Origin of the sequence: Pseudomonas sp. NBRC 111143 (assembly GCF_001320965.1) — a bacterium.
GTDB classification, from domain to species: Bacteria; Pseudomonadota; Gammaproteobacteria; order Pseudomonadales; family Pseudomonadaceae; genus Aquipseudomonas; species Aquipseudomonas machongensis.
In genome coordinates this window covers 51,607-61,363 of sequence record NZ_BCBT01000037.1, presented here as the reverse complement: position 1 = coordinate 61,363, position 9,757 = coordinate 51,607, and the positions used below count along the sequence as shown (strand labels likewise).

Sequence of the window (9,757 nt, the reverse complement as noted above, 5' to 3'; positions counted from 1 at the left end):
CCCAAGCCTGATCACGGCACACTGCCTCGAAGAGCGGCGTTCAGTGTACTGCAACCGGTCAGTCGCGCACGTAAATGATTTCCGGGCCGTCCTCGTCGTCCTCGAAGTCATCCCAGTCGTCATCGTCGCCGATGTCGTGGACGCTCTTGACGCCGGTACGGCGCAGGGTACGAGCGTCGTCCAGGGCCTGAAGCTGGGCACGGGCCTCGTCTTCGATGCGCTGGTCGAGTTCGTTGAGCTCGGCGGCGTAGGCCGGGTCGTTGGCCAGGCGGTCGGCGCGGTCTTCGAGGAAGCGCATCAGGTCATGGCTGAGCTTCTCGGTGCCCTGCTTGGAGATGGCCGAGATCACGTAGACCGGGCCATCCCAGTTCAGGCGGTCGACGACTTCCTTCACACGCTCGTCGCGCTCGTCTTCCATCAGCATGTCGGCCTTGTTCAGCACCAGCCAGCGCTCGCGATCGACCAGCGCCGGGCTGAACTGCGCCAGCTCGTTGATGATCACTTCGGCGGCATCGGCCGGGCTGCTCTCGTCCAGCGGCGCGAGGTCGACCAGGTGCAGCAGCACACGGGTACGGGCCAGGTGCTTGAGGAAACGGATACCCAGGCCAGCACCTTCGGAGGCGCCCTCGATCAGGCCGGGAATGTCGGCGATGACGAAGCTCTTCCAGCGGTCGACGCTGACCACGCCCAGGTTCGGCACCAGGGTGGTGAACGGGTAGTCGGCAACCTTCGGCTTGGCGGCCGAGACGGCGCGAATGAAGGTGCTCTTGCCGGCGTTCGGCAGGCCCAGCAGGCCGACGTCGGCCAGCACTTTCAATTCCATCTTCAGGTCGCGCTGGTCGCCCGGCTTGCCAGGCGTGGTCTGGCGCGGCGCACGGTTGGTACTCGACTTGAAACGGGTGTTGCCCAGGCCGTGCCAGCCGCCCTGGGCGACCATCAGCTTCTGACCCGGGGTGATCAGGTCGCCGATGACTTCCTGGGTAGAGGCATCGATCACCGTGGTGCCGACCGGCACGCGCAGGAACAGGTCCTCGCCCTTCTTGCCGGTGCAATCGGTGCTGCCGCCATTCTGGCCGCGCTGGGCCTCGTGGTGGCGGGTGTAGCGGTAGTCGACCAGGGTGTTGAGGTTCTCGTCGGCCACCATGTACACCGAACCGCCGTCGCCACCGTCACCGCCGTTGGGACCACCGTTCTCGATGAATTTTTCGCGGCGGAAGCTCATGCAACCGTTACCGCCGTCACCGGCTTTTACCCGGATCGATACTTCGTCAACAAACTTCATTCAAAACCGCCTCTCGTCGGACGACGAGCTGAAAACCAGAAAACCCTGAGGCTCTTGCAAAAATGAGCGCGGCGGCCCCGTATCATCAGAAACCAACGCCGGCAGCCCAGACAAACAGCTTTGCAAGAGGCTCACCACAAACGAAAAAGCCCCGTCGCATGACGGGGCTTCTGGAGCGACGTCGCGATTAAGCGGCGACGATGCTCACGTAACGGCGGTTGAACTCGCCTTTCTTCTCGAACTTGATCACGCCGTCGATCTTGGCGAACAAGGTGTGATCCTTGCCCATGCCAACGCCGTAGCCAGCGTGGAATTCGGTGCCGCGCTGACGGACGATGATGTTGCCCGGCTTGATAACCTGGCCGCCATACATCTTCACGCCAAGGCGTTTCGATTCTGAGTCGCGACCGTTACGAGTACTACCACCAGCCTTCTTGTGAGCCATGGTTCAATTCTCCAAATAAATTCAGGGGACCTAGGGGATTAAGCCTGGATACCGGTGATTTTGATCTCGGTGAACCACTGGCGGTGGCCCATGCGCTTCATGTGGTGCTTACGACGACGGAACTTGATGATACGAACCTTGTCGTGGCGGCCTTGCGAAACAACTTCGGCCACTACTTTGGCGCCAGCAACGACTGGAGCACCGATGGTGACTTCTTCACCGTTGGCGACCAGCAGAACGCGATCGAAAGTCACGGATTCGCCAGTGGCGACTTCCAGTTTTTCGATCTTGAGGAATTCACCTTCAGCGACTTTGTACTGCTTGCCGCCGGTAACGATTACTGCGTAGGACATTTTGAATCTCCGATAATCCTGCTCACCCAGCGCTTTATATGATGAGTATTGGCTGGCATGGCTGCACAAGGCTGGAACGGCCCGGTGCAATTGCGTAAGGCAGGTGCTGCCCAGGAAGTTAGGGTGCGCGATTGTACGCAACCCGGTAAAGCCTTGCAAGTGCCGCCCCGAGGGTGCAGGCAGCGCGCCTTGACACACCGGGACCCGCGACCTAGCATGCCGCGCAACCTCAATGGAGCAGCCGATGCAACCCCAATCCTTCTACCGCGCGGTAGCTGACGATTTCAGCGCCGTCGACGAGATCATCAAGAAGCAGCTGACCTCGCGCGTGCCGCTGGTATCGAAGATCGGCGACTATATCACATCCGCGGGTGGCAAGCGCCTGCGCCCATTGCTGGTGCTGCTGTGCGGCAAGGCCCTGGGCCGTCAAGGCGACGACCTGCGCCTGCTGGCCGCGACCATCGAATTCCTGCACACCGCCACCCTGCTGCACGACGATGTGGTCGACATGTCCGGCATGCGCCGCGGCCGCTCCACTGCCAATGCCCTGTGGGGTAACGCCCCGAGCGTGCTGGTCGGCGACTTCCTCTATTCGCGCTCGTTCGAAATGATGGTCGAACTGGGCTCGATGCCGGTCATGCAGATCCTGTCCAAGGCCACCCGGGTGATCGCCGAGGGTGAAGTGCTGCAGCTGTCGCGCGTGCGTGATGCCAGCACCACCGAAGAGGTGTACATGGACGTCATCCGCGGCAAGACCGCCATGCTCTTCGAAGCCTCGACCCACAGCGCCGCGGCGCTGGCCGGCGCCAGCGACGAACAGCGCGAGGCCCTGCGCACCTTCGGCGACCACCTGGGCGTGGCCTTCCAGCTGGTCGACGACCTGCTCGACTACAAGGGCGACTCCGAAACCCTGGGCAAGAACGTCGGCGACGACCTGGCCGAAGGCAAGCCCACCCTGCCACTGATCTACACCATGCGCGAAGGCACGCCAGAGCAGGCGGCGCTGGTGCGCCAGGCCATCCAGAAGGGCGGCCTGGAAGACCTCGAGCAGATCCGCATTGCCGTCGAAGCCTCCGGCGCACTCGACTACACCGCACGGATGGCCCGCGACTACGTCGCCCGCGCCATCGCCTGCCTGGAAGTACTGCCAGCAAGCGAATACCGTGATGCACTGGTCGAGCTGAGCGAGTTTGCGGTCGCGCGTACGCACTGATAGATCGCATCGTCTTCATTCGCGGGCAAGCCCGCTCCCACAAAGGACCTGATGTACTTGGGTCCTGTGCGAGCGGGCTTGCCCGCGAATGCTTTGGTGCGGACAAAAAACATTTTCGCCGCAAAACCTTATACAATGTGCGCCTTTAACCCTCTGTACACCAAGGAACCGAAGTGAGCACTCTGCCGCCCTGCCCCGCCTGCAACTCCGAATACACCTACGAGGATGGCACCCAACTGATCTGCCCCGAATGCGCCCACGAGTGGTCGGCCAGCGGCGACGCCGAGACGGCCAGCGATGACGTGGTGAAAAAAGATTCGGTCGGCAACGTCCTGCAGGATGGCGACACCGTCACCGTGATCAAGGACCTCAAGGTCAAGGGCTCGTCGCTGGTGGTCAAGGTCGGCACCAAGGTCAAGAACATCCGCCTGTGCGACGGCGACCACGATATCGACTGCAAGATCGACGGCATCGGCGCGATGAAACTCAAGTCCGAGTTCGTGCGCAAGGTCTGAGCCTATTTGCAGGGCTGCCCTCGGGTGACCCTGACAGATCCTGCAACAGGATCATCTGCACCCTTCGGCAGAATTAATCCAATAGTCACTTGCTATTTTGATAATAAGAATTATTCTCATTGGAACGCTTTCCAAGGAGAATAGCCATGACCTACCTGATCGACGCCTGGCTCGACCGCCCCCATCCCTACCTGCGCATCCTCCATCGCGAGACCGGCGAAGTCTGTGCCGTACTCGAGGAAGAAGCGCTCGACGAACTGCGTGACCAGGGCGACCTGGACCTCAACGGCCTGAACTCGAGTGAGCCTGGAGTACTGAAGGAACTGGTGAGGAATCTGTTTCTGTTCTGCTATGCGCGGGCGTTGCGCCCAGGGGGAACGGATTGGAATTGAGGCCGGCATTACCGGCCTCTTCGCGGGCAAGGCCCGCTCCCACCAATACACCTACGCACTAGAGCCTGCGGGGCACATGTGGGAGCGGGCTGGTCCCGCGATGAAGACAACGCAGTCTTACAGAACGTCGAGCAGCTCGACGTCGAACACCAGCACGCTGTGCGGCGGGATGCTACCAACGCCTTGCGCGCCATAGGCCAGCTCGCTCGGCACGTACAGGCGCCATTTGCTGCCAGCGTTCATCAGTTGCAGCGCTTCGGTCCAGCCAGCGATCACGCCACCTACCGGGAATTCGGCAGGCTGGCCGCGCTCGTAGGAGCTGTCGAACACGGTGCCGTCGATCAGGGTGCCGTGGTAGTGGGTACGCACGTTGTCTTCGCGGCTCGGCTTGGCGCCGCTACCAGCGGTCAGCACTTCGAACTGCAGGCCCGAAGCCAGGGTGGTGATGCCGTCACGCTTGGCATTCTCGACCAGGAAGGCCTTGCCCTCGGCGGCGGCAGCTTCGGCTTTGGCGGCAGCTTCGGCCTGCATCACTTCGCGGATAACCTTGAAGCTGGCAGACAGGTCGGCTTCGCTGACACGGCTGTCGGCACCGTTGAAGGCGTCGGTCAGGCCAGCGAGAATCGCTTCCAGGTTCACGCCTGGTGGTGGGTTGTCTCGCAGCTGGCCGCCCAGCTGGCGGCCGATGCCGTAGCTGACGCGGGATTCGTCGGTGGACAGGTTGAGTTCGGACATTGGCTTGCTCCGCTTAAGGGCGCACTGCATCCGCGCCCTTGATCAAAAGGGCAAGCAGCCTAGCACACTGGGGCCGCGCGAAGCAGCTACCAGGCCGAACGCTGGGATATCGGGACCTTGAGGTCTTCCTCCGGGTGGCTGCCCATGCCGCACATCTCATCCTGCACCGACCAGTGCACCAGGTTCATCGACAGCATGGGCAGGGCTTGCAGGAGCAAGCGAGCATCTTCGACCGAGTGCACCCGCAGGCGCTCGCCACGGGGATCGTTCAACGGATGGGCATGACCCTTGATCCGGGCCTCGAGCAGGTAATCGCCGCCTTCGATGGCGATCAGGTTGAGTTCATCGACGTGGCCGGCCCTGGCCTCGGTATTGAGCTGATGCAGGTTCATGGATGCACCTCGCTGCGGGAAGCCCACATGAGTGCTCATTTTTTGTACAGAAGCCGGGATTAGACAAGGGGCCACTCGTCGGCCGGAAGCACGTCGCCCTTCTCGCGGGCGAACTCGCGAAAAGGGCAACACCAACTCAATGCTTGGTCAGCTTGTCCAGATAGCCCATGCAGAAGGCCGAGACCACGAAGGTCATGTGGATGATCACATACAACATCAGGTAGTCGGTGGAGATGTTCTGCGCATCCATGAACACGCGCAGCAGGTGGATCGAGGAAATGGCCACGATCGACGCCGCAACCTTCATCTTCAGCGAAGAAGAGTCCATCTTGCCCAGCCAGTTGAGCTTTTCCTTGCTCTCGTCGATGTCCAGTTGCGAGACGAAGTTCTCGTAGCCGGAGATCATCACCATCACCAGCAGGCCGCCGACCAGCGACATGTCGATCAGCGACAGGATCACCAGGATCAGGTCCGCTTCGCTCAGCGCGAAGACGTTGGGCAGGACGTGAACCACTTCCTGGAAGAACTTCAGCGCCAGCGCCAGCAAGCCCAGCGACAGGCCGAAATAGATGGGTGCGAGCAGCCAGCGAGAGGCATACATCGCGTTTTCGAGAATACGTTCCATGGAGGATAGGGACTCATGAGATGACTGGAAAAGCGTGCGCGAGTATAGCCAGCCATCAATGACAGCAAAAGTCTGCGGCGGGTTGCCGCAGAGTCCTCTTCAATTATCCGGACGGAACTGGTAGTCCCCGATATTGCGGCAACGTTCTCCGTTGATCCGCCGCAATTGCGCCTGCAGGTGCAGGCACCAGATCTGCGGGTCTTCAGCCACCTGGTAGCCGTGCAGGGTCAAGCTGTCGACAACGGCGTTCATCACCGATTCGGCCACCATCGGCCCATGAAACGGCCCTTGTGCCTTGATCGCCGAAGGCTGTTCACCGGACATGCCGGCGGCAAACAGCAAGGTCCACATGCCGTTGTCGCCGGCCAGCGGACGGATGCTGCACTCGATGCGGGTCACCAGGCCAAGGCACTGGCGGGTGAGGCTGAGGTTGCGCATGGCGGCGTCCCCTCTGAGAAGCCCTGTTCAGCCTGCAAGACAGGCTGTTTCCATCCTGAACCCTGAAAACTCCTTAAGTTCCAGCATAGATGACAGGTGGGCATTGCTGGAAAACCGGCGCTGAACGGTAGCACTTGGCCGCCAGCGCCGGTTTATTGACTCAGGCCGGCTTGGCCTGGGCCACCATCTCCTCCAGCCGTTCCTTCTCGGCCTCCTTGATCTCTTCCTCGCTGATCATCTCGGCGATGACCCGCAGACGCTCGACCACCCGCGCGTTGACGCTGCCTTCAGGGAATTCGCCCTTCTCGTCCGGCGTCCCCGCATCCTCGCCCACCAGCAGGCTCAGCGCTTCATCGGCCTGGCTCACCGCATAGACATGGAAGCGCCCGGCTTCGACCGCCTGCAGCACGCGCTCGTCGAGCATCAGCGTGGCAACGTTGGCGCGCGGGATGATCACCCCTTGCTCGCCAGTCAGGCCACGCGCTTCGCACAGGCGGAAGAAGCCTTCGATCTTCTCGTTGACCCCGCCCACCGCCTGCACTTCGCCGAACTGGTTGATCGAACCGGTGATGGCGAAGCACTGCTTGAGCGGCGTGCGCGACAGCGCCGAGATCAGCGTACAGGCCTCGCCAAGCGAGGCACTGTCGCCGTCCACGTAGCCGTAGGACTGCTCCAGGGCGATGCTCGCCGAGATCGCCAGGGGAAACTCTTGGGCGTAGCGGCTGCCCAGGTACCCGGTGAGGATCATCACGCCTTTGGAGTGGATCGGCTGGCCGAGGTTGACCTCACGCTCGATGTCGACGATGCCGCTGCCACCCGGGTAGACCGTGGCGGAGATCCGCGCAGGCATGCCAAATGCCGAATCGCCGACCTCCAGTACCGTCAGGCCGTTGCACTTGCCGATGGCAGCGCCTTCGCTGTCGATCAGGATGATGCCGGCGAGCATGTCATCGAGCACCCGCTGCGACACTCGCCCGGTGCGGGTCGCCTTGGCCTTGAGCGCACGCTCGATGTGGCCTGCGTCGGTCATCTCGTCGTTGGCCAATTGGCGGATGAAGTCCGCCTCGCTGACCAGCTGGAACAGGTCGCCGATACGCGCCGAGAGCCGCGACTGGTTCTCTGCCAGGCGCGCGCTGAAGGTCGCCAGGCGCGCCACGGCATCGCTGGTCAGCGGCGCCATGCCCTCTTCATTGGTACGCGTGCGCAGCAGCTGGGCGAACTGCTCGAGGTTCTCGTCGACCATCGGCATGTCTTCGTCGAAGTCGACCAGTACGCGGAACATCTCCTGGAAGTCCGAATCGTGGTCCTGCAGCGCGTAGTAGAGCTGACGCGAGCCGATGATCACCAGCTTGACGTTGAGCGGGATCATCTGCGGCGTCAGGGTGACGGTGGCGATGCGGCCCAGCTCGCCCAGCGGCGACTCCATTTTCAGCTTGCGCGACTGCAGCGCGCGCTTGAGTGCATCCCAGACGAAGGGCTCGCCCAGCATTTTTTCCGCTTCCAGGATCAGGAAGCCGCCGTTGGCGCGGTGCAATGCACCGGGACGCAGCTGGCGGTAGGAAGTGGAAAGCGCGCCCTGGTCAGTGCTGTACTCGATGCGACCGAACAGGTTGTCGTAGGTCGGGTGCGGCTCGAACACCACCGGCGCGCCGCCATTGACCGGATGCCCCACCACCAGGCTTGGCGCGTACTGCTCCTCGAGCATCTTGCGCGCCACCGCGTCGGTCTTGGCATCGTCGACCAGTTGCTCGACCACGGTGCGCAGCAGGTTCAACTGCACCGACTGCAGGTAGGCGCACACCGCAGCGTTCTCGGCGTACTTCTCCGACAGAGGGGCCAGTAGCGGTTGCAGGGCCAGGGTGATGGTTTCTTCGTTCAGTTCGCGCAGCTGATTGTTCGACTCGCGCTTCCATTGCGGCAGGCTGGACAGCTCCTCGTTGAGACGCTCCTCCAGCTCGGCGATGTCTTCGTGGAACTGCTCGCGGACCTCTTCGGGCAACTGGGCGAACTCGGCCTCATCCAGCGCCTTGCCGTCGGCCATGGGGGTGAAGGCGACATTGCTGGCGTCGCGGTACAGCGCCACGTCCTTTTCCAGCGACGCGCGTTCGATCACATCCAGGGCACGGTCGTAGCGCTGGTTGAAGGCACGATCGATGGCGCCCTTCTTCTGTTGGTAGGACGGGTGCTCGAACACCGCCGGGAAGGTCGCCAGCAGGTTGCCGATCAATCCGTTCATGTCGGCGATGAACTCGCCAGCAGTGCCTGCCGGCAACTCCAGCGCACGCGGCTCGCGGGTGTCTTCGAAATTGTTGACGTAGACCCGGTCGGCCGGGGTCTGCTGGCGCTTGCCCTCGGCCTTGAGGTAGCGCTTGACGAAGGAGAAGCGGCCGGTGCCCGGCTCGCCCATCACATAGACGTTGTAGCCAGGGCGTGGCATGGCCACGCCGAACTGCAGGGCCTCGACGGCACGCTCCTGGCCCAGTACTCCGCGAAACGGCTCCAGATCATCGGTGTTGGTGAAGGCAAACTGCTCGGGGGAAAAACGCCGGGTCAGGGCTTCGGGCGCGAGACGCAGGCGCGCAGCAACAGGATCGGGCATTGGGTTTCCTTACTTCGGCGGGGCGGATACGCAGCATTCTGGCGCCGGGGGCGCGCGCCTTGCAAGGCTCCGCAGGACTTTATGTCGCAGGCGTTAAAAAGGTTTGTCCAAGATTTTTTCGCAATCAACTACGCAACTATTGGATCGTGCCTAAACTCCAAACTGCGCGGGTGGGTAAAACGCTTCCCCGTCCTGGCATGAACTGCCAGACAACCCTGATCATTGATACGTATCGAAAAAGAGAATAACGCTATGAAACGGATTCTTCTGGGTACCTTGTTCGCCGCGGTTTCGATCAACGCCATGGCCGAAGCGCCAGGCGGCCCGAACTGCGGTTGGGGCAACCTGCTGTTCGAAGGCCAGCGCGGCACTCCGGCGCACTTCCTGGCCTCCACCACCAACGGCACCTCCGGTAACGCCACCTTCGGCATGACCTCCGGCACCAACGGCTGCTCCACCAAGGCAGCGCTCACCTACGGCGGTAAATCGTGGCTGGCCATGAATGGCACCATGAACGAACTGTCCGAAGACATGGCCCAGGGCCAGGGCGAAGCCCTGACCACCTACGCCGTGGTACTGGGCGTCAAACCCGAAGACCGCGCGCACTTCGCCTCGGTCACCCACGACCACTTCCAGCAGATCTTCAGCAGCGCCAATGTCACTGCCGAAGATGTCCACAGCAACACCATCGCGGTCCTGAAAAAGGATCCGCAACTGGCGAAGTACGCTACCGAAGCGTAAGTTCGACCCTGCCCGCCCCGCTTGCGG

At 62.1% G+C, this 9,757-nt stretch carries 12 protein-coding genes; 4 read left to right on the top strand and 8 right to left on the bottom strand.

Translation table 11 applies throughout. The annotated features are described in order from the left end of the window. Nucleotides 1–58 precede the first annotated feature (58 nt). The 3 genes from cgtA to rplU all read right to left on the bottom strand — a co-directional run bounded on the left by cgtA (nucleotide 59) and on the right by rplU (nucleotide 2,080). A complete protein-coding gene (gene cgtA, locus APH44_RS19280) occupies nucleotides 59–1,282 on the bottom strand; it encodes an Obg family GTPase CgtA (RefSeq protein WP_054894071.1) in 1,224 nt (407 codons plus the stop codon). A gap of 187 nt (nucleotides 1,283–1,469) precedes the next feature. Then, complete coding sequence (gene rpmA / locus APH44_RS19275) at nucleotides 1,470–1,727, bottom strand: 50S ribosomal protein L27 (RefSeq protein ID WP_029614211.1); 258 nt, start codon at nucleotides 1,725–1,727, stop codon at nucleotides 1,470–1,472. A 38-nt stretch (nucleotides 1,728–1,765) separates the two neighbouring features. Beyond that, entirely contained in the window at nucleotides 1,766–2,080 is a 315-nt protein-coding gene (gene rplU / locus APH44_RS19270; protein ID WP_003247466.1) for a 50S ribosomal protein L21, read from the bottom strand. A gap of 244 nt (nucleotides 2,081–2,324) precedes the next feature. Between rplU and APH44_RS19265 the strand changes: the two genes are divergently transcribed. The 3 genes from APH44_RS19265 (at nucleotide 2,325) to APH44_RS19255 (ending at nucleotide 4,200) form a co-directional block, all read left to right on the top strand. Continuing rightward, complete coding sequence (locus tag APH44_RS19265; protein ID WP_054894070.1) at nucleotides 2,325–3,293, top strand: polyprenyl synthetase family protein; 969 nt, start codon at nucleotides 2,325–2,327, stop codon at nucleotides 3,291–3,293. A 173-nt stretch (nucleotides 3,294–3,466) separates the two neighbouring features. Next, nucleotides 3,467–3,808 carry a zinc ribbon domain-containing protein YjdM gene (locus APH44_RS19260; RefSeq protein ID WP_054894069.1) on the top strand — a complete coding sequence of 114 codons (342 nt, stop codon included), beginning with the start codon at nucleotides 3,467–3,469 and terminating at the stop codon, nucleotides 3,806–3,808. 146 nt (nucleotides 3,809–3,954) lie between these two features. Next, nucleotides 3,955–4,200 carry a hypothetical protein gene (locus tag APH44_RS19255; protein ID WP_054894068.1) on the top strand — a complete coding sequence of 82 codons (246 nt, stop codon included), beginning with the start codon at nucleotides 3,955–3,957 and terminating at the stop codon, nucleotides 4,198–4,200. Between the two features lie 117 nt (nucleotides 4,201–4,317). Here the strand turns inward: APH44_RS19255 and APH44_RS19250 are convergent, their stop codons facing one another. The 5 genes from APH44_RS19250 to APH44_RS19230 all read right to left on the bottom strand — a co-directional run bounded on the left by APH44_RS19250 (nucleotide 4,318) and on the right by APH44_RS19230 (nucleotide 8,989). Continuing rightward, complete coding sequence (locus APH44_RS19250; protein WP_054894067.1) at nucleotides 4,318–4,935, bottom strand: FKBP-type peptidyl-prolyl cis-trans isomerase; 618 nt, start codon at nucleotides 4,933–4,935, stop codon at nucleotides 4,318–4,320. 86 nt (nucleotides 4,936–5,021) lie between these two features. Then, the gene (locus APH44_RS19245; protein WP_054894066.1) at nucleotides 5,022–5,327 is read right to left on the bottom strand and encodes a DUF6482 family protein; all 306 of its coding nucleotides are present in this window, start codon (nucleotides 5,325–5,327) and stop codon (nucleotides 5,022–5,024) included. Nucleotides 5,328–5,463: 136 nt separating this feature from the next. Further along, nucleotides 5,464–5,952 carry a TIGR00645 family protein gene (locus APH44_RS19240; RefSeq protein WP_054894065.1) on the bottom strand — a complete coding sequence of 163 codons (489 nt, stop codon included), beginning with the start codon at nucleotides 5,950–5,952 and terminating at the stop codon, nucleotides 5,464–5,466. A gap of 99 nt (nucleotides 5,953–6,051) precedes the next feature. Then, nucleotides 6,052–6,390, bottom strand: coding sequence for a hypothetical protein (locus APH44_RS19235; protein WP_054894064.1), 339 nt, complete (start codon nucleotides 6,388–6,390; stop codon nucleotides 6,052–6,054). Between the two features lie 160 nt (nucleotides 6,391–6,550). Continuing rightward, nucleotides 6,551–8,989 (bottom strand): Lon protease family protein, encoded by a 2,439-nt coding sequence (locus APH44_RS19230; protein WP_054894063.1) that lies wholly within the window; start codon nucleotides 8,987–8,989, stop codon nucleotides 6,551–6,553. A gap of 252 nt (nucleotides 8,990–9,241) precedes the next feature. Here APH44_RS19230 and APH44_RS19225 point away from each other — a divergent pair, with 252 nt between their 5' ends. Further along, nucleotides 9,242–9,730, top strand: a complete 489-nt coding sequence (locus APH44_RS19225) for a DUF3015 domain-containing protein (RefSeq protein ID WP_054894062.1) — start codon at nucleotides 9,242–9,244, stop codon at nucleotides 9,728–9,730. Nucleotides 9,731–9,757: the final 27 nt, after the last annotated feature.

What these genes read in the sequence shown, in the direction of transcription:
- cgtA (WP_054894071.1), bottom strand. Translation starts at nt 1,282, where the DNA reads ATGAAGTTTGTTGACGAAGTATCGATCCGGGTAAAAGCCGGTGACGGC.
- rpmA (WP_029614211.1), bottom strand. Translation starts at nt 1,727, where the DNA reads ATGGCTCACAAGAAGGCTGGTGGTAGTACTCGTAACGGTCGCGACTCA.
- rplU (WP_003247466.1), bottom strand. Translation starts at nt 2,080, where the DNA reads ATGTCCTACGCAGTAATCGTTACCGGCGGCAAGCAGTACAAAGTCGCT.
- APH44_RS19265 (WP_054894070.1), top strand. Translation starts at nt 2,325, where the DNA reads ATGCAACCCCAATCCTTCTACCGCGCGGTAGCTGACGATTTCAGCGCC.
- APH44_RS19255 (WP_054894068.1), top strand. Translation starts at nt 3,955, where the DNA reads ATGACCTACCTGATCGACGCCTGGCTCGACCGCCCCCATCCCTACCTG.
- APH44_RS19250 (WP_054894067.1), bottom strand. Translation starts at nt 4,935, where the DNA reads ATGTCCGAACTCAACCTGTCCACCGACGAATCCCGCGTCAGCTACGGC.
- APH44_RS19245 (WP_054894066.1), bottom strand. Translation starts at nt 5,327, where the DNA reads ATGAACCTGCATCAGCTCAATACCGAGGCCAGGGCCGGCCACGTCGAT.
- APH44_RS19240 (WP_054894065.1), bottom strand. Translation starts at nt 5,952, where the DNA reads ATGGAACGTATTCTCGAAAACGCGATGTATGCCTCTCGCTGGCTGCTC.
- APH44_RS19235 (WP_054894064.1), bottom strand. Translation starts at nt 6,390, where the DNA reads ATGCGCAACCTCAGCCTCACCCGCCAGTGCCTTGGCCTGGTGACCCGC.
- APH44_RS19230 (WP_054894063.1), bottom strand. Translation starts at nt 8,989, where the DNA reads ATGCCCGATCCTGTTGCTGCGCGCCTGCGTCTCGCGCCCGAAGCCCTG.
- APH44_RS19225 (WP_054894062.1), top strand. Translation starts at nt 9,242, where the DNA reads ATGAAACGGATTCTTCTGGGTACCTTGTTCGCCGCGGTTTCGATCAAC.